17 protein-coding genes are annotated in these 19017 nt (G+C 67.6%); 15 read left to right on the plus strand and 2 right to left on the minus strand.

The window, feature by feature from the left end; translation table 11 throughout:
* The first annotated feature begins 284 nt into the window (after positions 1 to 284).
* Positions 285 to 1202, plus strand: coding sequence for a DUF2333 family protein (locus DESPIGER_RS00630; RefSeq protein ID WP_072331700.1), 918 nt, complete (start codon positions 285 to 287; stop codon positions 1200 to 1202).
* Positions 1203 to 1260: 58 nt separating this feature from the next.
* On the opposite strand, the gene DESPIGER_RS12745 is transcribed toward DESPIGER_RS00630, so the two are convergent.
* A complete protein-coding gene (locus DESPIGER_RS12745; protein ID WP_156831595.1) occupies positions 1261 to 1491 on the minus strand; it encodes a hypothetical protein in 231 nt (76 codons plus the stop codon).
* On the opposite strand from DESPIGER_RS12745, the gene DESPIGER_RS00635 reads away from it, so the two are divergent.
* The 10 genes from DESPIGER_RS00635 to DESPIGER_RS13045 all read left to right on the plus strand — a co-directional run bounded on the left by DESPIGER_RS00635 (position 1490) and on the right by DESPIGER_RS13045 (position 13903).
* A complete protein-coding gene (locus DESPIGER_RS00635) occupies positions 1490 to 2515 on the plus strand; it encodes a molybdopterin-binding protein (protein WP_231927590.1) in 1026 nt (341 codons plus the stop codon). The two genes, DESPIGER_RS12745 and DESPIGER_RS00635, sit on opposite strands and share 2 nt — an antisense overlap.
* A gap of 51 nt (positions 2516 to 2566) precedes the next feature.
* Positions 2567 to 5296: a molybdopterin-dependent aldehyde oxidoreductase gene (locus DESPIGER_RS00640; protein ID WP_072331707.1), complete on the plus strand. Its 2730-nt coding sequence runs from the start codon at positions 2567 to 2569 to the stop codon at positions 5294 to 5296.
* A 212-nt stretch (positions 5297 to 5508) separates the two neighbouring features.
* Positions 5509 to 7872, plus strand: a complete 2364-nt coding sequence (locus tag DESPIGER_RS00645) for a pyridine nucleotide-disulfide oxidoreductase/dicluster-binding protein (RefSeq protein ID WP_231927591.1) — start codon at positions 5509 to 5511, stop codon at positions 7870 to 7872.
* 1 nt (position 7873) lies between these two features.
* Positions 7874 to 8089 carry a DVU_1557 family redox protein gene (locus tag DESPIGER_RS00650; RefSeq protein WP_072331709.1) on the plus strand — a complete coding sequence of 72 codons (216 nt, stop codon included), beginning with the start codon at positions 7874 to 7876 and terminating at the stop codon, positions 8087 to 8089.
* Entirely contained in the window at positions 8086 to 8802 is a 717-nt protein-coding gene (gene trsM / locus DESPIGER_RS00655; RefSeq protein ID WP_072331712.1) for a DVU_1556 family methyltransferase, read from the plus strand. The genes DESPIGER_RS00650 and trsM overlap by 4 nt, the downstream gene beginning before the upstream one ends.
* Positions 8790 to 9251, plus strand: coding sequence for a DVU_1555 family C-GCAxxG-C-C protein (locus DESPIGER_RS00660; protein ID WP_072331715.1), 462 nt, complete (start codon positions 8790 to 8792; stop codon positions 9249 to 9251). The genes trsM and DESPIGER_RS00660 overlap by 13 nt, the downstream gene beginning before the upstream one ends.
* Positions 9244 to 10704, plus strand: coding sequence for a radical SAM (seleno)protein TrsS (gene trsS / locus DESPIGER_RS00665; RefSeq protein ID WP_231927592.1), 1461 nt, complete (start codon positions 9244 to 9246; stop codon positions 10702 to 10704). Before DESPIGER_RS00660 ends, trsS begins: the two co-directional genes overlap by 8 nt.
* Positions 10691 to 11950, plus strand: coding sequence for a DVU_1553 family AMP-dependent CoA ligase (locus tag DESPIGER_RS00670; protein WP_083575228.1), 1260 nt, complete (start codon positions 10691 to 10693; stop codon positions 11948 to 11950). The genes trsS and DESPIGER_RS00670 overlap by 14 nt, the downstream gene beginning before the upstream one ends.
* Positions 11932 to 13170, plus strand: a complete 1239-nt coding sequence (locus DESPIGER_RS00675; protein WP_072331718.1) for a DVU_1551 family NTP transferase — start codon at positions 11932 to 11934, stop codon at positions 13168 to 13170. Before DESPIGER_RS00670 ends, DESPIGER_RS00675 begins: the two co-directional genes overlap by 19 nt.
* Before the next feature lies 1 nt (position 13171).
* Positions 13172 to 13903, plus strand: a complete 732-nt coding sequence (locus DESPIGER_RS13045; RefSeq protein ID WP_072331721.1) for a histidine phosphatase family protein — start codon at positions 13172 to 13174, stop codon at positions 13901 to 13903.
* 84 nt (positions 13904 to 13987) lie between these two features.
* On the opposite strand, the gene DESPIGER_RS00685 is transcribed toward DESPIGER_RS13045, so the two are convergent.
* Positions 13988 to 15094 carry a TOBE domain-containing protein gene (locus tag DESPIGER_RS00685; protein WP_072331723.1) on the minus strand — a complete coding sequence of 369 codons (1107 nt, stop codon included), beginning with the start codon at positions 15092 to 15094 and terminating at the stop codon, positions 13988 to 13990.
* 153 nt (positions 15095 to 15247) lie between these two features.
* On the opposite strand from DESPIGER_RS00685, the gene modA reads away from it, so the two are divergent.
* From modA to DESPIGER_RS00705, 4 genes are all read left to right on the plus strand, one after another.
* Positions 15248 to 16030, plus strand: a complete 783-nt coding sequence (modA, locus tag DESPIGER_RS00690; protein WP_156831596.1) for a molybdate ABC transporter substrate-binding protein — start codon at positions 15248 to 15250, stop codon at positions 16028 to 16030.
* 197 nt (positions 16031 to 16227) lie between these two features.
* Positions 16228 to 16917 carry a molybdate ABC transporter permease subunit gene (modB, locus tag DESPIGER_RS00695; RefSeq protein ID WP_072331726.1) on the plus strand — a complete coding sequence of 230 codons (690 nt, stop codon included), beginning with the start codon at positions 16228 to 16230 and terminating at the stop codon, positions 16915 to 16917.
* The gene (locus DESPIGER_RS00700) at positions 16914 to 17690 is read left to right on the plus strand and encodes an ATP-binding cassette domain-containing protein (RefSeq protein ID WP_072331729.1); all 777 of its coding nucleotides are present in this window, start codon (positions 16914 to 16916) and stop codon (positions 17688 to 17690) included. Before modB ends, DESPIGER_RS00700 begins: the two co-directional genes overlap by 4 nt.
* Positions 17691 to 18038: 348 nt before the next feature.
* Entirely contained in the window at positions 18039 to 19016 is a 978-nt protein-coding gene (locus DESPIGER_RS00705; protein ID WP_231927593.1) for a DMT family transporter, read from the plus strand.
* Position 19017 lies beyond the last annotated feature (1 nt).

A 19017-nucleotide genomic window follows, 5' to 3' on the forward strand; every position in this document is an offset into this window, starting at 1 on the left:
ACAGGGGAAGGGTTCCGGCCGGGGGCGGGGGCTCTTCCCCTTTTGCGTGCGGCAGGGCCCTGATGCCGTGCCGCTGGCCCCGGCATCTTGACCGCTGCCCGGGCGGGATTATCTCTGAAAAAAGCATCCTGACGGCTGGCTGACGCCTGTGCTGCTAGAGCGTTAAGGGTGCGGCGGCCGATGGACCGGCCATACCGGTACGGAAAGGCCGTTTTGCCCATTTTTTTGTATGGGAATACATCCTGCCATAAAAAGAATGAAATTTTCACTCCTGCGAGGACGACATGAAACTGACGGACATGCATATGTTTGACAAGGCCCGTGTGGTGGCCAAGACCCTGGGCATCCAGGTATGCCTTTTCGTGGGCCTGCTGGTGCTGGTCTGGGGCAGCCAGGCATTCTACGGAGTCATCGATACCAAGAAATTCCCCCAGGCCTACAGCGTGGGCGAGACCGCGAACCTGAGCGAGAACGACAAGGGCAAGCTGCTGGTGGATTCCATCACCAACCAGCTGCGCCGCGAGATGGGCTCCACCTTCGGCTGGACCATGAACGACATCATCTTCAACCGCTTCGTGCTGGATAACCGCGCCTACCGCCAGTACGGCGTCTACCATGCCACGCGCGTGCTCATGGACCTGTACTCCACCCAGATCGCCAAGCTGGGTTCCAATGACCGCGAAAGCGAGTTCCTGTACCAGGCCCGTCTCAACGGCTTTGCCGTGGACCCGCGCAGCTTCATGTTCCCCTCGGCGGAAGGCTCCTACAAGAAGGCCCTGAAGCAGGTGGAGGACTACAAAAAGTCCCTGGATACCGGCAAGGGCACCTACAATTGCCGCACTGACGACCTGTACGCGGCCCTGAACACGGTGGTGGGCGAGAACATGCTGGGCTACGCTCTGGGCCTGCTGGCCGATGCCCAGGACATCCCCTTCTACACCCTGGACAACCGCATCTACGAAGTGCAGGGCATGGTGCTGGTCATCCGCGACTTCGTGAAGGCCCTGTACGACCTGTATCCCGAGATCGCCCAGAAGAACAACGCCGAGAACATGGCCGCCGCCATGCAGTTCATGGACGACATCTGTACCTATGATCCCATGTACATCACCTCGTCCTTCAACTCCGGCGAACTCATCATCTCCTATCTGATGTTCACCAAGAACCGTCTGGAAGACATCCGCGACAGCCTGCGCATCTAGCAGGACATCTCCCCCGCGAGCGGCAAGGCCGGAGCCCCAAAGGCTCCGGCCTTTTCGTTCATGGCGGGGCCGCATTTTCACAGGTGACGCCCGCAAGGCGCATTTTCATCACCAGAAAAGCATAAAGCGTGACCTGCCGCCGGAAATCCCCCCAAAAGCGTGCACCATGCCGCAGTCTGGCAAGCCGCTTTATTTTATGTGGTTTTTCTTTGCACTTTTTATGAAAAGCTGGTATTTCTTGGCTGTATCTCATAGTTTGTTCAGGAGAGACAATGAAAGCTGCTGCCATGAAAACCATTCACGTCAAGGACGCTGTCGGCAGCGTCCTCTGTCACGATATCACCAGGATCGTGCCCGGAGGGGACAAGGGGCCCGTGTTCCGCAAGGGGCATATCGTGAGGGAGGAAGACATCCCGACCCTTCTGGAGGTGGGCAAAGAGCATCTGTATGTGTACGAGCCGCAGGAGGGCGTGCTGCATGAGAATGAAGCCGCCCGGCGCATCGCGGCCGCCACGGCCGGGGCCAACATCACGCTGAGCGAGCCCAAGGAGGGGCGCATCAACTATTCGGCGTCCTGTATGGGCCTCCTGCGGGTGGATGTCCCCACGCTGACCCGCATCAATTCGTTGGGAGAGATCACCCTGGCCACGCTGCACAGCATGCAGCAGGTCAGGCCGGGACAAAACCTGGCAGGCACCCGCGTGGTGCCCCTGCTCATCGAGGAAAGCAAGATCGTGGCCCTCGAGCAGCTGGCCTCCCGTCCCGTGGTCGAGGTCCTGCCCCTGCAAAAGTTCAAGGTAGGCATCGTCACTACCGGCAGCGAAGTCTACACGGGCCGCATCAAGGATGCCTTCGGCCCTGTGCTTCGGGACAAGTTCGCCCGCCTTGAATGCACCGTCATGGATCAGGTCTTCACCAGTGATGATGTGGAGATGACCTCGTCAGCCATCAGCGGCTTCATCCGACAGGGAGCCGACATGGTGGTGGTGACCGGGGGCATGTCCGTGGACCCTGACGACAAGACCCCCGCTTCCATCCGTGCCGCTGGCGCGCAGGTGGTGAGCTATGGCGCACCGGTCTACCCCGGGGCCATGTTCCTGCTGGGCTATGTGCCCACGGCACACGGCCGCGTCCCCGTGCTGGGGCTGCCCGGCTGCGTCATGTATTACAAGGCCAGCATCTTCGAACTCGTAGTCCCGCGCCTTCTGGCCGGACTGGAGGTGACGGCCGGGGATATCGCCGGCATGGGCCACGGGGGCTTCTGCTCCGGCTGTGGCGAATGCCGCTATCCCGTCTGTCCGTTTGGAAAATAGACGGCGCGGCAGCGACCGTCTCAACTTGCAAGCCGTTTCTAGGAGTCGCATATGGAAACGAAAACGCTTGTGGTCAATGGCATTCCCCGTCAGGTCCTGGTGGATTCCGACACCCTTCTCGTTGACGTGCTGCGCAACCAGCTGCAGATCACCAGCGTCAAGGTCGGTTGCGGGCAGGGCCAGTGCGGCGCCTGCTCCGTGATCCTCGACGGCAAGGTCTCCCGCGCCTGCATCGTCAAGATGCGCCGCGTGCCCGACCAGGCCCAGGTCACCACCCTGGAAGGCGTGGGGACCCCCGCCAACCTCCATCCCCTCCAGGAATCCTGGATGTTCCACGGTGCGGCCCAGTGCGGTTTCTGTACGCCCGGCTTCATCGTGTCCGCCAAGGCCCTGCTGGACTCCAACCCCGCCCCCAGCCGTGAAGAAGTGCGCGACTGGTTCCAGAAACATCACAATATCTGCCGCTGCACCGGCTACAAGCCCCTGGTGGATGCCGTCATGGACGCCGCCGCCGTCATGCGCGGTGACAAGGATATCGAAGAACTGCGCTACAAGCTGCCCGCCGACGGCCGCGCCTTCGGTTCGCGCCTGCCCCGTCCCAGCGCCCTGGTCAAGGTGACCGGCCTGGCCGAGTACGGCGCCGACGCCGCCGTGCACATGCCGCCCGACACCCTGCACCTGGCCCTGGCCCAGGCCAAGGTCTCCCACGCCCTCATCAAGGGCATCGACACCTCCGAAGCCGAAAAGATGCCCGGCGTGGTCCGCGTGCTGACCCACAAGGACGTCAAGGGCAAGAACCGCATCACCGGCCTCATCACCTTCGCCGACAACAAGGGCGACGGCTGGGACCGTCCCATCCTCAACGACACCAAGGTGTTCCAGTACGGTGACGCCCTGGCCATCGTCTGCGCCGACAGCGAGGCCCACGCCCGCGCCGCCGCCGACAAGGTCAAGTTCGACCTGGAACTGCTGCCCGAATACATGAGCGCGCCCGAAGCCATGGCTCCCGACGCCATCGAGATCCATCCCGGCACGCCCAACATCTATTATGAACCCCACATCGAAAAGGGCGAGGACACCAAGCCCTTCTTCGACGATCCCGAAAACGTGGTGGTGGAAGACAGCTTCTACACCCAGCGTCAGCCGCACCTGAACATCGAACCTGACGTGGGTTACGGCTACCTGAACGAGCAGGGCCAGCTGGTGATCCACTCCAAGTCCATCGGCCTGCATCTGCATGCCCTGATGATCGCCCCTGGCCTGGGCGTGAAATTCCCCGAAGAACTGGTCATGGTGCAGAACACCACCGGCGGCACCTTCGGCTACAAATTCAGCCCCACCATGGAAGCCCTCATCGGCGTGGCCGTGCTGGCCACCGGCCGTCCCTGCCACCTGCGCTACAACTACCAGCAGCAACAGCAGTACACCGGCAAGCGTTCGCCCTTCTGGACCAAGGTGCGCATGGCCGCCAACAAGAAGACCGGCAAGATCATGGCCATGGAGACCGACTGGACCTGTGACCACGGGCCGTACTCCGAATTCGGCGATCTGCTGACCCTGCGCGGTGCCCAGTTCATCGGCGCGGGCTACGGCATCCCCAACATCCGTGGCGACGGCCGTACCGTGGCCACCAACCACGCCTGGGGCGCGGCTTTCCGCGGTTACGGCGGTCCCGAATCGGAATTCCCCTCCGAAGTGCTCATGGACGAACTGGCCGAAAAGCTGGGCATGGATCCCTTCGACCTGCGCGAGCTCAACTGCTACAAGGAAGGCGACACCACGCCCACCGGCCAGAAGCCCGAGGTCATGAATCTGCCCACCATGTTCAAGGCCCTGCGTCCCAAGTATGAGGCCGCCAAAGCCAGGGCCAAGGCCGAATCCACCGATGCCGTCAAGCGCGGCGTGGGCCTGGCCCTTGCCGTGTACGGCGCCGGTCTGGACGGCCCCGACTCCTCCGAAGCCTGGGCCGAACTGAACCCCGACGGCTCCGTGACCATCGGCAGCTCCTGGGAAGATCACGGCCAGGGCGCCGACTCCGGCGCGCAGTGCACCGCCCATGAGGCCCTGCGTCCCATCGGCCTGCCTGTGGAAAAGATCCGCCTGGTCATGAACGACACCAGCAAGACCCCCAATTCCGGTCCTGCCGGCGGTTCCCGCTCCCAGGTGATGACCGGCAACGCCATCCGCGTGGCCTGCGAACAGCTGGTGGAAGCCATGCGCAAGCCTGACGGCGGCTTCTACACCTATGACGAAATGAAGGCCGAAGGCCGCGCCGTGCATCAGGACGGCAAGTGGACCGCCCCGGCCCGCGACTGCGGCAAGAACTGCCAGGGCGAACCCTTCTGCTGCTACATGTACGGCCTGTTCATGGCCGAAGTGGCTGTGGAAGTGGCCACCGGCAAGACGCAGGTGGAAAAGATGACCATGGTGGCCGACATCGGTAAGGTGGTCAACCGTCTGATCACCGACGGCCAGCTCTATGGCGGTATCGCCCAGGGCATCGGCCTGGCCCTTACCGAAGACTACGAGGACATCAAGAAGCACAGCACCATGGCCGGCGCCGGTATCCCCACCATCAAGGATATCCCGGACGACCTCGAGCTCATCTACGTGGAGACCCCGCGTCCTGACGGCCCCTTCGGCGCCTCCGGCACGGGCGAGATCCCGCTGTGCGGCCCGCATCCGGCCATCATCAACGCCATCTACAACGCCTGCGGCGCGCGCGTGACCCATCTGCCCGCGTACCCCGAAAAGGTGTTGGCGGCCATGCCCAAGAAGTAAATGGAACACTGACTGTCCGGGGGGCCGGTTCGCCGGTCCCCCGCCAGATGCAGACAAGGCTGACGGCATCCTGCTGGAGGGATGCCGTCTTGCCCTGTACCGTTTTTCCTTTCCTGCCCGCCGCAGGCGTGCCGTGTGCCGTATCCGTCGCCTGTCTCCCTCATGGGGCGTGACGATGCGGGGCCCCTGCCCGCCGGCATCCCGAGGTCCCCATGAGCATTTCCATGAACTGCCAGAGCGCGCTGCATGAAGTGGAATCCCGCTGCACGCAGGAGCGCCCGCCCCGTTGCCAGTCCCTGTGTCCGCTGGGGCTGGACGCGCGTGCCTTCCTTGGCCATGCCGCCGAAGGCCGCTGGAGCGACGCCCGCAAACAGCTGGAGCGTTATTTGCCCTTGCCGGGCCTGCTGGCCCGCATCTGCGACCATCCCTGCGAGCAGGGATGCCTGCGCGGCGATCTGGGGGGCGCCGTCAACCTGCACGGGCTGGAGATCTTCTGCACGGAACATCTGGGCGTGCAGACCCGTTCCCTGCCCATGCCGCGCAAACAGAAGCGCATCGCCGTCATGGGTGCCGGGCTGGCCGGTCTGGTCTGTGCCTGGGATCTGGCCGGCAAGGGCTATCCCGTGACCGTCTTCCATGCGGGCGCCCCCCAAGCGCAGCTGCTGGCCTGCTGGCCCGTGCTGGCCGGGGCGGGGGCCGCCGCCCTGGATGCCGAATGGGAGGCCCTGGGCCGCCGGGGCGTGCGCTTCGAACAGGTCATGACGGATGCGGCCCGCCTGCAGCAGGCTGCCGGGGAATACGACGGCGTCCTGCTGGATGCCGGTGCCCTGCCGGAACTGGCACCCGCGGAATCCGGCATGGACGCGCAGATCCTGCACTGGCGGGACAATATCTGCTGTGCGGGCTGGGCCAGCGTCACGCCCACGGGCCACCGTTTCGCGTCCGCGTCGCGGCAGGCGGGGCAGGGCAGGAGCGCTGCCCGGACACTGGAACGCCTGGTGGCCGGTGTGTCCCTGACCGCGGCCCGCGATACGGACGACCGCAGTCTGTTCACCGAGCTGGACGGTATCGCGCCGGTGGAGCGGGTCCTGCCCGCTGCGGAAGGCTATTCCGAGGCCGAGGCCCGGCAGGAGGCCGGCCGCTGCCTGCAATGCCAGTGTCTGGTCTGTGTCAGGGCCTGCGTCTATCTGCAGAAGTACAAGGGCTATCCCCGCGTCTACGCCCGCCAGATGTACAACAATGCGGCCATCGTCAAAGGCCTGCATCTGGCCAACAACCTCATCAACGGCTGCGCCCTGTGCGGGCAGTGCGAGGAACTGTGCCCCGAGAATTTCTCCATGGCCGAGCTCTGCCTGAGCGCGCGGCAGGACATGGTGGATCGCGGCGTCATGCCGCCTTCGGCCCATGAATTCGCGCTGGAGGACATGGAAGCCGCCAGCGGCCCGGAATGCGCCCTGAGCATCAGGGGAGGGGAGGGCGGCTGGCTGTTCTTCCCCGGCTGCCAGCTGGCGGCCTCGCGCGGGGAGCAGGTGGAGGCCCTCTATGCCTGGCTGCGCGAGGCTCTGGCCGGGCAGGGCGAGTTCGCCCCCGGTCTGGAACGCGGGCCCGTGAGCCTGCTGCTGCGCTGTTGCGGCATCCCGGCACGCTGGGGCGGCCGTGAAGCGCTTTTTGCCCGACAGGTGCAAGAATTGCGGCGGCAGTGGGAGGAACTGGGCAGGCCGCGGATCATGGCCGCCTGCTCGTCCTGCCTCGCCGTCCTGCGCGAGGCCCTGCCCGAGGCGCGCGCCCTTTCCCTCTGGGAGGTGCTGGATGCCCTGCCGTGGCCCGAAGGCGTCCCCGGCGGTGCGGACGGGGGCACGCCGCTGACCATGCAGGATCCCTGCACGGCCCGGCACGACACGGCATGGCAGGACGCCGTGCGTTCATTGGCACGCAAGGCCGGCATGGTCCCGGAAGAGCCGCCGCAGGGGCGCGACAGGACGGCCTGCTGCGGGTACGGCGGCCTGGTCTGGTGCGCCCAGCCTGAACTGGCCGATGCCATGGCCGGTCATCGGGCCGGGGGGCTGCCGCATGCGGCCCTCAGCTCCTGCATCATGTGCCGTGACCGTCTGGCGGGCAGCGGCAAGCCCGGGCTGCATCTGCTGGACCTGCTGCCGCAGCTGGCCCCGCTGGCCCACGGTCTGGAGCCGGAAAAGGGCCCCGGCCTTTCGGAACGGCGTGCCCGCCGCGCGGCCTTGCGCCGTCGTCTGGCCCGTGTCTGGCTGGGGCAGGAGACGGCCGAACCGGCCGCCGGGCGGCTGGACCTGATCCCCGGCCTGCTGGAAGAGCTGGAGCGCCGCCATATTCTGCTGGAAGATGTGAACGGGGCCGTGGCGGCCGTGGAAGCGGAAAAAGCCTATTTCGTGGATGCGGAAAGCGGCCATCGCCTGGGCGCGTGGCGGCCGCGCAACGTGACCTTCTGGGTGGAATACACGGAAGACGGCGGGCGCTGGCTGCTGCATGATGCCTGGTGTCACCGGATGCGCGTGCCGGGCAGCGGCGGCGTGCAGGAAAACGGCTGCTGCGGGGAGGCGTGATATGAGTATCGGTCCCAGTTATGAACCTGACGGCGGCAGCTGGACCTGCGGCCGCTGCGGCTGCCCGCTGGAACAGGGCAAGGTGCAGGTCTTTTATCTCAACAGCGCCTTTGACGTCATGCTGCCGCGCTGTCCGCAATGCGGGCTGACCATGGTGCCCAAGTCGCTGGCCGAGGGCAAGATGCTGGAAGTGGAAGCCCTGCTGGAAGACAAGTGAGCCAGCTCTACACCCGGCCGGAATTCAGGCGCATCGCGGGCGAGCACTGGCGTCCCGGCGGGACGGAGATCACGGACAGGCTGCTGGTCCTGGGACGGCGCTGGCATGATGCCGGGCCGGAGGGACGCATCCTGGACGTGGGCTGCGGGCCCGGCGGCAGTGTGCGCCATCTGCGGCAGCAGGGGCGGCGGGTCTGGGGCCTGGATACCGTGCTGCGTCCCCAGTGGCGTGCGGAAGCTCCGGCCGCGACCGGGGAATCGCCGTATCTGGTGGCCGATGCCTGCGCGGGCCTGCCCCTGCGGGACAGCGTGATGGACATGATTTTGTGCGAATGCGTGCTGTCCGTAGTGCCGGACGCAGCGGCCCTGCTGCGGGAGGCACGGCGCGTCGTGCGGCCGGGCGGCCTGCTGGCGTGCAGTGACCTGTACCGGCGCGGGGAAGATCGCGTCCTTATGCCGCAGCCCGCCGGCTGCGCGGCCGGGGCCCGCTCCCGTGCGGGCTGGACGGCGCTGTGCGAAGAGGCGGGCTTCACCGTCCGGCATTTCGAGGATGCCAGCCCGGCCCTGGCCCGTCTGGCCGCGGCGCTGGTCTGGTATGGCGACAGGCAGAGCCTGCGGGAATGGGGCCTGTGCGGTCCCGGCTGCGGCGGAGCGTCGGCCCGGCCCGGTTATGCGCTCTGGATCGCGCAAAAGGAGGAAGGATGCATCCCCTGATGATGGATCTTTTGCCGCTGGTGCGGCAGGGCTATTGCTGCAGCCAGCTGCTGGTGCAGCAGCTGCTGCAGGCCCAGGGCAGGGAAGTGCCGGATCTGGTGCGGGCCCTGCACGGCCTTTGTCACGGCATCGGCCAGTCCGGCGGGCCCTGCGGCCTGCTCACGGGCGGGGCCTGCGTGCTGGCCCTGCTGGCGGGCAAGGGCGCGGAAGGCGAGGAGGCCCATCCCATGCTGGCCCCCATGCTCAATGAGTACGCCGGCTGGTTCTATGAGCGTACGGCGGCCTACGGCGGCCATTCCTGCGACCAGGTGGCGGCCGGGCTGGGGGCGCGCACGGCGGGGAGCGCGGAGCCCGATCCCGTGGCCTGCGGCGACCTGCTGGCCGAATGCTGGGAAAAGATCCTGGAACTCATCCAGACCTACGATCTGGATTTCATGGCCCATGCCTGAGGTGGACATGGAGATACTGCACGAGACCCGGAGCCTGTGCCCTGTCTGCCTGCGGCGGCTGGATGCCCGGTATGTGCGGCGGGGGCAGAGCGTGCTGTTGGAGCGTACCTGCCCGGAGCACGGCACCTTTGCCGTGGCCGTCTGGCATGAACGGACGGAAGGGGGCGTCACGCCGCCGCGCTTCAACGGCTGGTCACGGCCCAAAACGCCGTCGTACCCGCGTGAGCCGCGTACGCCGGTGCGGCACGGCTGTCCCTATGACTGCGGCCTGTGTCCGGCCCATGCCCAGCATACCTGCACGGGCCTGGTGGAAGTGACCCTGCGCTGCAACATGGCCTGTCCCGTCTGTTATGCGGCGGCCGGCGGCGCTGTGCCCGACGATCCTTCGCCGGAGACCGTGGCCTTCCAGCTGGACAGCCTGCGCCGGGCCTCGCCGGGCTGCAATGTCCAGCTTTCCGGCGGCGAGCCCACCGTGCGCGACGATCTGCCCGCCCTCATCCGCATGGCCTGGGAACGGGGCTTCGGCCTGTTGCAGATCAACAGCAACGGCCTGCGCCTGGGCCTGGAAGCGGGCTACGCCCGGAAATTGCGCGAAGCCGGGCTGGATTCCGTCTATCTGCAATGGGACAGCCCCGATCTGGAGGGCTGTCTGCCCCTGCGGGGGGCCGTGGCCCTGCCGGGGGGGCTGGATCTGCTGGCGGTCAAACGCCGGGCCGTGGAACAGTGCACGGACGCCGGTCTGGGCGTGGTGCTGGTGGCCACCGTGGTCCGGGGCGTCAATGATGACCGGCTGGGGGCCCTGCTGCGCCTGGCGCTGGAGCTGGGCCCCGGTGTACGCGGCCTGCATATCCAGCCCGTGGCCCGTTTCGGCCGCTATCCCGGACGGCTGGAGGACGGACTCCGCTTCACCCTCAGCGATGTGATGGCCGCCCTGTGCCGTCAGGTCCCGCAGTGGCTGCGCATGGAGCACTTCCATCCGCCGGGCTGCGAGCATTCGCTCTGTTCCTTCAGTTCCCTGTATGCACGGGAAAAGGCGGCGGACGGCAGCCCCTCCCTGCGCTGGCTGCCTGATGCGGCCCGTTCCTGCTGCGGGCCTGCCGTGGACAAGGCGCCGATCCCGGCGGCTGAAGGGGCGCGCAAGTCCCGGCAGTTCGTGGCCAGCCACTGGCGCGGTGGCGACAGGCCCCGGGACGAGGACAGGGCGGCGCTGGCCGATGACTTCGGCCGCTTCCTGGCCCGTGCCGGGGCCGAACAGCGTTTCACCCTTTCCTGCATGGCCTTTCAGGACGCGCTCTCTCTGGACGAGGAGCGGGTGCGCGGCTGCTGCATCCATGTGGTGCGTCCCGACGGCCGCATGATCCCCTTCTGTCTCCACAACCTTACGTCCACGGAAGGCCGGATGCTCTATCCCCAGCGTCTGGCCCGCGGGGAGACCGGTCATGACGGCATCTGACCCATGCCCCGCGGCGACGGTGCAGCGTACGGCACAGGAGCCGCCGCTCCTGCCCCCGGCCGTCCGGCAGGCCCTGGAACGTCCCGGGCCTTTCGCCTTGGGCCTGGACGCCTGGCTGGCGGCGGAATGCGGCGCGACGCGCCCCGAAGGGCTGGCCGCCGCCGTGCGGGCCCGCCAGCTGGAACTGCTCAATGCCGATCTTTGCCATATGGCGACGCACAGTCCCCTGTACCGGCAACGCCTGACCGGGGCCGGGCGCTGGTCCGCGGCGGGCCTTCGTCCGCTGCGCGATCTTGCCGAGCTGGCGGAGCTGCCGTTCACCACGGCCGACGACCTGCGCCCCGGCGAGGCCCTGCTCTGTGTCTCGCGCGACGAGGTGGCGCGCATGGTCACGGTGAGCACCTCCGGCAGTACGGGCGCGCCCAAGCGGCTGGCCTTCAGCGATGCCGAGCTGGCGCGCACGCGGGATTTCTTTGCCGTGGGCATGGCCCAGATGGTCACGGCAGGGCAGCTCGTGGCCGTGCTGCTGCCGGGCGCCCACCGTCCACGGGGCATCACTGACCTGCTGGCCGGGAGCCTGGCGCCGCAGGGCGTGCGCGTGACGGCCCGCATGGAACTGGCCGACCTGCTGCTGTGTGCGCCGGAACAGGCCCCGGAAGGGGCGGCGCTCCGCTTGGAGGCTGTCCGCACGGCCTGGCAGGCCCTTGCCTCCACGGCACCCGCCGGTCTGGCGCTCGTGCTGCTGCCCCGCCAGATGGGATGCCTGTGGCGGGCCTTCCCCCAGACACCGCCGGGCCTGTGCGCCGCCCTGTGCGCCGCCGACTGGCTGGATCCCGGACTGCGCCGTCAGGTGGAACAGAGCTGGGACTGCCCCGTGCTGGATCATTACGGTTCCACGGAGAGCGCCTTTGCCGGGGCCGTGCAGTGCCGCTGCCGTGAAGGGCGGCATGTGCGGGCCCTGGACTTGCTGCTGGAGATAGTCCATCCTGTGACGGGCGAGGTCCTGCCTGCGGGCGAGACCGGGGAGCTGGTCATCACCACGTTGCAGCGGCGGGCCATGCCCTTGTTGCGCTACCGCACGGGCGACATGGCCAGCCTGCTGGACGGGCCCTGTGCCTGCGGCAGCCCGTTGCCGCGCCTGGGGCCGGTGCTGGGGCGCATCGAGTGCGATGGACGGGATTTTCGGGTGACGCACCCCCGCAAGGGCGGGAGCGAGGAGAGGAGGCCATGCGCCATTACGCTTTGATACTGGCTGCCGGTGCGGCGTCCCGCATGGGGCGGTGCAAGGCCCTGCTGCCGCTGCCCTTCCCCGACGGGGAGTGCTGCGCTCTGGAGCGTCTGGCCCGGATGTACGCGTTTTGCGGGCGGCGCTTCGTGGTCACCGGGCACCATGCGGGCCTGCTGGAGCCGGTGGCGCCCGGCTGGGGACTGCGCGCGGTCCGTAACCCGCGCCCGGAAGACGGCATGTTCTCGTCCCTCTGCAGGGGGCTCCATGCCGTGCTGGAACAGGCCCGGGCGGATGGCGTGGGGCCGGAGCAGGGCGGCGTGTTCGTCCATCCTGTGGACGTGCCCCTGACCCGGAGCCTGACCCTGCTGGCCCTGCTGCGGGCCGCGGACGTCCTGCCGGGCACGGCCCTGCAGGCGGCGTTCTGCGGCGAGCCGGGCCATCCCGTGTTCCTTCCCCTTTCCCTCGTGCCCGCCATCCTTGCCCATGACGGCCATGACGGCCTGCGCGGCGCGCTGGCGGCCGTTCCCTGCCGTCAGGCAGCGGTGGCCGATGCCGCCATGCTGCCGGATATGGACACCCCCGAACAGTATGCGACCTTGCAGCGCATGGCCGCCTGCCACGATGCCCTGACACGGGACGAGGCCGAGGGCCTGCTGCTCCAGGCCGGTGTGCCGGAGCGGGGCCTGCGCCATGCGCTGGCCGTGGGCCGGGTGGCGGAAGCCCTGTGCGCGGCCCTGGCGGAGGCCCGGGGAGAGGAGGCCCCCGTGGAGACGGCTTTGGCGCTGGCCTCCGGGCTGACGCACGATATCTGCAAGGGCATGCACGGGCATGAGGCCGCCGGCGGGCGGCTGCTGTCCCGTCTCGGGCTGGCCCGCATGGCCGCCATCGTGGCGGCCCACCGGGATCAGAGCGTCCCGGCGGAAAAGAGGCTGGGCGCGCACGAGCTGGTCTATCTGGCGGACAAATACTGCCGGGGCGGCATCTGGGTGCCGGTGGCCCAGCGTTTTGCCCAGAAACTGGAGGAATTCGGCGACGATCCGGGAGCGCGGGCCGGTATCGAAGGGCGGCGCGACCGGGCCCTGGCCCTGGAACGGCGACTGGCCGCCGAGCTGGGCCGTGACCCCGCGCGGCTGGCGCGGGAAGCCCTGGCTGCGGCGGACATCGACACGCGCGCGCATATGCTGGATGCCCGGCGCGCCCTCTGGACGCCGCTGTGCCCCCTGATAGGGGAGGTCTAGCATGGCAGGGCTTTGGCTGTTGCGGCACGGTGCTTTGCCGCCCAATCCGGAACGGCGTTTCGTGGGCGCGCGTGACATCGCCCTGACCGATGCGGGACGGGAGCAGATACGGCGGGCTGCCCGGGCCCTGCTGGCGGATTGCCGCACGGAAGGCGGACTGCCGACGCTTGTGACCTCAGCCACGGGGCAGGGCGGCCATGCGGAGGGGGCGATCGCAGGAGCGCCGGAGAAAGGGGCGCCGGCAGAAGGAAATATCGGCCGCTCTGGTCCCTGTTTGCCGCAGCATATCATCTGTTCGGATCTGGGGCGCTGCCGGGAAAGCGCGCGGCTGGTGCAGGAAGTCTTCCAAGCCCGGGGCCATGCCATAGACATTGTCCCCGATGCGGGGCTGCGCGAGATATCGCTGGGGCTGTGGGAAGGCCTGACCGTGGCCGAAGTGGAGGCCCGCTGGCCGGGCGGCCACGCGGCACGGGGGGCGGACATGGCGGGCTTCGCGCCGCCGCAGGGAGAGAGCTTTGCCGCCGTGCAGGCCCGCGCCGTGGCCTGTGTGGCCCGCTGGCAGGCCCGTTATCCTGGCGACTGTTTGCTGCTGGTCAGCCACGCGGGCGTGCTGCGCACCCTGCTGTGCCACTGGCTGGCCCTGCCGCTGGCCGCAGTGATGCGCATCCCCCAGCACTATGCCTGCCGGGTCTGGCTGCCGGGGCAGGAGTTTTGGGAGGAAGGCCCCCGTTAGCGGGCCCGGAAGGGGTTCCCCTCCCGGCCTCCATCTTCCAGGGCGCTCCGGTCAGGGAGATGGCAGGGAAGGCCCGTCCCGGTCCTAATCCAGGGTCAGGATGACGGACAGGGCCTTGAAGATGACCCAGACGCTGCTGCCCACCGGCGGGATGGGGCTTTCACCGCGCACATGCAGGGCGCAGGCCTGGCTGCCGTCAGGCAGGTTGACCAGGATCTCGGCCAGCATCTCGTCCTGGCGCACGCGTTCCACCGTGCCCCGGAAGCAGTTGCGTGTGGCCACGGGGGGCTTGTCCTGGCCCTGGTCGGGCTCGATGATGATCCAGGGGGCCTTGATGCTGGCGGTGATGAGCATGTCCCTGGAAAGCCCCAGGCTTTTGCAGCTTTCATCCGTGATCATGGCCGTGACGCGCAGGCCGCCGGCCGTGCACAGGACCACGGTGACGATGATGCCCGAAGCCCGCAGGTGCTCGATGCGGCCGTGGAAGACATTGCGGGCGCTGGTGCGCAGGCCGCTGGTACGCTGGATGTGCTCGCGCAGCAGGGTCTGCGCTGCCTTGAGGTTGTAGCGGATGCTGCCGGACTGCTGGCGCCGGTTGCGCCCGGCGAACATGTCGGCCACGGGGGAGGGAAGGCCCTGGCGGAGCAGCTCGAGGATGCGGCTCTGGCGCAGGCTGCGGGCGCTGAGCAGGCCCGCGGGCAGGCCGCAGGCGCTGCCGCACTGCTGCAGGCTGCGGCGCACATAGCTGGCATCACAACGGAGCAGGGGACCGCTGGGCGCGAACAGGGCGGGGTCTTCCATCATCTGGCGCAGGCGGCGGCAATGGGTGGCGGGCAGGGGGACCTGCCGGGCCTGTTCGCCCTGGATGTGGATGAGGCCGGTGCCCCAGTCCAGGTGCTTCAGTTCCAGGGCGAGGGCTTCCACCAGGCGCAGGCCGCCGTAGCGCAAAAGCATGAAGATGCACCACAGACGGGCGTGGGCCCGGCGCGCCCGCATGCTGGACGATTCGGCGTACTGCTGCCAGTACCAGGATTCGGCGGCCAGCAGTTCCTGGTCGCTCAGCCCCTTCTCGTCACGCAGCAGGCTGGCATTGTCCTGGCGCATGAGCTTCTGCTGCAGCCACTTCCTGTCTTCCGTCTCAAGACTGTGCAGTAACGTACTGAGTTTTTCACGTTTTTGCGCGGAAACCATAAAAACCCTCCCTGAAGCATACCTAAAATAACTTGGATCATAAGATGTTACAAGTTGTCGCGCTTTTTGTGTAATCCGTGTCTGCCTTGTCCTGCCCCAGCAGGCGCGTAAAGTGCATCATGACAAGAACATAAAAAAGCCAAGGAGGCTTGTATGTTGTTCGAACGAGTGCTTTCCGCCTGTAGCAAAAGCGTGTCCCTGGCCGTGGCCGCCCTTGTCCTGGCCTTCAGCTGCGGGCAGGCCGTGACGGCGTCCGCCGGGGAGATGACCGTTTCCGCGGCGGCCAGCCTGACCAATGCCTTCGCGGAGCTCAAGACCGCTTTTGAAAAATCCCATCAGGGCCTGACCGTGCACACCAATTTTGCCGCTTCCAATCCGCTGCTCAAGCAGATGCAGGAAGGGGCGCCCGTGGACGTGTTCGCCTCCGCCGACCAGGAGACCATGGACAAGGCCCAGAAAGCCCGGCTCATCAAGCCGGAAAGCCGCAGGAATTTCGTCAGCAACACGGTGGTCCTCATCGTGCCCGCCCAGGGCAAGAAGTTCGACAGCCTCGCCGATCTCACAAAGGCCCGGCGTATCGCCGTGGGTTCGCCCGAAAGCGTGCCGGTGGGCCGCTATACGCGTGACGCCCTGAAGAGCGCCGGCCTCTGGGAGACCCTCCAGCCCTCCTTCATCTACGGCAACAGCGTGCGGCAGGTCCTGGATTACGTGGCCCGTGGTGAAGTCGATGCCGGCATCGTCTACGCCACCGATGCCAGGCAGCGCGCCGACAAGGTCGATGTCTGCCTGACGCTCACGGGCCACAAGCCTGTCACCTATCCCATTGCCGTAGCCACCACCGGCAGCAATGCTGCCATGGGCCAGGCGTTCGTGGATTTCGCCCTTTCTCCCGAAGGACAGGCGATCCTGGCCCGTTACGGCTTCTCCAGGCCGTAGATTCCGATGGCGGCGTCGCGGGCGCCGCCGTCCTGTTCCCTCCGGGCCCGGACATGTCCCGACTCCTGCATGTCCGGGCCCGGCACGTTGCGCTGCATGTCTCCGGTCCGGCGGTGCCGCCTGCGGCCGGAGCTCGGGTTGCTTCTGCCTGCCGGCGGCCGGTCCTGGCTCTCCCGGCATCGTTTCCCGGATACCGCATGGAATACCTTGTCCCTACCGATCTTGTGCGGCCGCTCCTGCTTTCCCTGCGGGTGGCGGGCATCGCGACCGCGCTCTCCTTTCTGGCCGCGCTCTTCGTGGCCTGGCGTCTGGCCCGGCGCCGCGGTCCCCTGCCGGCCCTGCTGGATGCCCTGTGCACCCTGCCCCTTGTCCTGCCGCCCACGGTGCTGGGCTATTACCTGATCCTCGTCGTGGGCCGCAACGGCCTGCTGGGCCCGGCCTTGCGGGATCTTGGCCTGCAGCTCATCTTTTCCTGGCAGGGGGCGGTGGTGGCCGCCACCGTGGTGGTCTTCCCGCTGCTCTACAAATCCGCCCGGGCGGCCCTGGAACAGGTGGACCCGCATCTGGAGAACGCCGCACGCACCCTGGGCGCCTCGGAGCTGCGCATCCTGCTGACCGTTTCGCTGCCGCTGGCCTGGAAGGGCATCTTTGCCGGGCTCATGCTGGCCTTTGCCCGCGGCATGGGCGAGTTCGGCGCCACCCTGATGGTGGCGGGCAACATCCCCGGCAAGACGCAGACTCTGGCCCTGGCCATCTACGATGCTTTCCAGGCGGGCAACGACGCCCTGGCGACCCTGCTGGTGCTGGTGACCTCCGGGCTGTGCGTGATGCTGCTCATGGCCGCCGAAGTGCTGGTCAAATACAAAAGAAGGCGGCGCAGCGCATGATCTCTCTGGATATCACAAAATCGTTCGATGATCCCGGCCGGGCGGCCCCCTTCCATCTGGGCATCCATCTGGAGATGCCGGAAGACAGCCGTACCCTTGTCCTGTTCGGTGCCTCCGGTTCGGGCAAGACCCTGACCCTGCATTGCCTTGCCGGTCTGGTGCGGCCCGATGCCGGGCGCATCGTGGTGGACGGGAACGTCCTCTATGACGGTGGGCAGGGCATCTGTGTGCCTGCCCGGCGGAGGCGCATCGGCTACATGTTCCAGGATTACGCCCTGTTCCCGCATCTGAGCGTGCTGCACAACGTGGCCTATGCCGGGACAGGGCTGCTGCCCTGGCGCCTGACCAGGGAGCAGCGCGCCTGGGCCATGGATCTGCTGGAGCGCCTGGGCATCGCCCATCTGGCCCGCCTGTATCCCGGCAACCTTTCCGGCGGGCAGAAGCAGCGTGTGGCGCTGGCACGGGCCCTGGGCACGCGTCCGTCGCTCCTTTTGCTGGACGAGCCCTTTTCCGCGCTCGATCCCCTGCTGCGCGAGCGCCTGCGCGGCGAGATACAGGAGATCCTTGCCGCGTTCGCCATCCCGGCCGTCATCATCAGCCATGACCCGGAAGACGTGGACGCCTTTGCCGGGACCCTGGTCACCTATCACCGTGGCCGGGCCCGCATGATACCGGACTATGCCTCCCTGCGCCGGGCCTACGCATCGGCGGGCGACTGCCTGCGTCATCTGCAGCAGATGCAGGCGGAGAGCGCCCGGGAAGCGGGCCGGTAGGGCGCAGGCCCGGGCCCCGCCGCACGGCGCAGACAGGATTGCCGCCCGCGTCCCATGCGTTCCCGGGCCCCTCTGGTATCGGGCAGGCGTGTCCGTACATGTCCTGTGCTGCCTGCCGTCCTTCTGGACGGGCGGGCCCGGCCGAGAGCCTCCTTCGGGAGGCTTTTCTGTTGCAGTTCCGCACCCTTGGCAATGCCGGAGGATGCGCCGCTGCATCATGTGAAGGACGCGCGGGAGGATTTTTGCAATCCTGTGGCATGGTTTGCCGAAGGTACGGATTTTGCTTGTCATTGGCGGCAGATTTCTTTTGAATAGCCGCGGCGCCATGTCCGGCGCGGGGAGGAAAGGATGACGGACGCAGAACGATGCATGCCGGGAACAGGGCCCGCGGTACGCCGCGCCCGGCCAAAAGGCCTGCCGCTGGCGCTGCTGACCCTGCTGTGCATGACCCTTTTTGCCCTCAACTCCGTCCTGTGCCGCCTTGCCCTGCTGCATCACGGCATGGATCCGGTCAGCTATACGGCCATCCGCATGGCGTCCGGCGCCCTGATGCTTGTTGTCCTGCACGCATGGCGCCGGCGGCGTCACGGGCTGGTGCCGGACTGGCGGGGGCAGGGCAGCCGGGGCGCGGCCCTGGCGCTGTTCGTCTACATGCTGGCGTTTTCCGTCGCCTATGTGAGCATGCCCGCCGCGGCCGGGGCCCTGGTCATCGCCGTGGCCGTGCAGACCAGCATGCTCGGCTACGGCATCCGCGCGGGGCAGCGGCCCGGTCTGGGGCAGGCGCTGGGGATAGGCCTGGCCATGACCGGGCTCGTGGTCCTGCTGCTGCCCGGTCTGGAGGCGCCGCCCCTGCCGGCGGCCTGCGTGATGTTCGTGTCCGGTTCCGCCTGGGGGGCCTACAGTCTGTGCGGCCGCCAATTCCGCCATGCGGCGGAGGCCACCACCGACAATTTCATCCGCTGCGTCCCCCTGGTCCTGGTGCTGATGCTGGCCCTGTGGTGGCGACTCTCCCTGCCGCCGCAAGGGGTGGTGCTGGCCCTGTGCGCCGGGGCCCTGGCCTCTGCCCTGGGCTATATCCTCTGGTATGCGCTGGTGCCCTGTTACAGTATCACGGCGGCCGCCGCCGCCCAGCTGAGCGTGCCCGTCATCACGGCCCTGGGGGCGGTGGTCTTCGTGGGCGAGGCCATCACCCCGCGCCTTGTGCTGTGTTCGGCCGCCATCCTCGGCGGCATCCTCATCGTGGCCGTGTGGGGGCAGCGTCATGCTGTGCCCCGGCCTGACGGCAAGGGGGGCGGACAGTCGGCGGACGCCGCCCCGGGGAGATGAT

Origin of the sequence: Desulfovibrio piger (assembly GCF_900116045.1) — a bacterium.
GTDB classification, from domain to species: Bacteria; Desulfobacterota; Desulfovibrionia; order Desulfovibrionales; family Desulfovibrionaceae; genus Desulfovibrio; species Desulfovibrio piger_A.

Excerpts from the sequence above, each read along its gene's own strand:
- DESPIGER_RS00630 (WP_072331700.1), top strand. The coding sequence starts at position 285 with ATGAAACTGACGGACATGCATATGTTTGACAAGGCCCGTGTGGTGGCC.
- DESPIGER_RS00635 (WP_231927590.1), top strand. The coding sequence starts at position 1,490 with ATGAAAACCATTCACGTCAAGGACGCTGTCGGCAGCGTCCTCTGTCAC.
- DESPIGER_RS12745 (WP_156831595.1), bottom strand. The coding sequence starts at position 1,491 with ATGGCAGCAGCTTTCATTGTCTCTCCTGAACAAACTATGAGATACAGC.
- DESPIGER_RS00640 (WP_072331707.1), top strand. The coding sequence starts at position 2,567 with ATGGAAACGAAAACGCTTGTGGTCAATGGCATTCCCCGTCAGGTCCTG.
- DESPIGER_RS00645 (WP_231927591.1), top strand. The coding sequence starts at position 5,509 with ATGAGCATTTCCATGAACTGCCAGAGCGCGCTGCATGAAGTGGAATCC.
- DESPIGER_RS00650 (WP_072331709.1), top strand. The coding sequence starts at position 7,874 with ATGAGTATCGGTCCCAGTTATGAACCTGACGGCGGCAGCTGGACCTGC.
- DESPIGER_RS00660 (WP_072331715.1), top strand. The coding sequence starts at position 8,790 with ATGCATCCCCTGATGATGGATCTTTTGCCGCTGGTGCGGCAGGGCTAT.
- trsS (WP_231927592.1), top strand. The coding sequence starts at position 9,244 with ATGCCTGAGGTGGACATGGAGATACTGCACGAGACCCGGAGCCTGTGC.
- DESPIGER_RS00670 (WP_083575228.1), top strand. The coding sequence starts at position 10,691 with ATGACGGCATCTGACCCATGCCCCGCGGCGACGGTGCAGCGTACGGCA.
- DESPIGER_RS00675 (WP_072331718.1), top strand. The coding sequence starts at position 11,932 with ATGCGCCATTACGCTTTGATACTGGCTGCCGGTGCGGCGTCCCGCATG.
- DESPIGER_RS13045 (WP_072331721.1), top strand. The coding sequence starts at position 13,172 with ATGGCAGGGCTTTGGCTGTTGCGGCACGGTGCTTTGCCGCCCAATCCG.
- DESPIGER_RS00685 (WP_072331723.1), bottom strand. The coding sequence starts at position 15,094 with ATGGTTTCCGCGCAAAAACGTGAAAAACTCAGTACGTTACTGCACAGT.
- modA (WP_156831596.1), top strand. The coding sequence starts at position 15,248 with ATGTTGTTCGAACGAGTGCTTTCCGCCTGTAGCAAAAGCGTGTCCCTG.
- modB (WP_072331726.1), top strand. The coding sequence starts at position 16,228 with ATGGAATACCTTGTCCCTACCGATCTTGTGCGGCCGCTCCTGCTTTCC.
- DESPIGER_RS00700 (WP_072331729.1), top strand. The coding sequence starts at position 16,914 with ATGATCTCTCTGGATATCACAAAATCGTTCGATGATCCCGGCCGGGCG.
- DESPIGER_RS00705 (WP_231927593.1), top strand. The coding sequence starts at position 18,039 with ATGACGGACGCAGAACGATGCATGCCGGGAACAGGGCCCGCGGTACGC.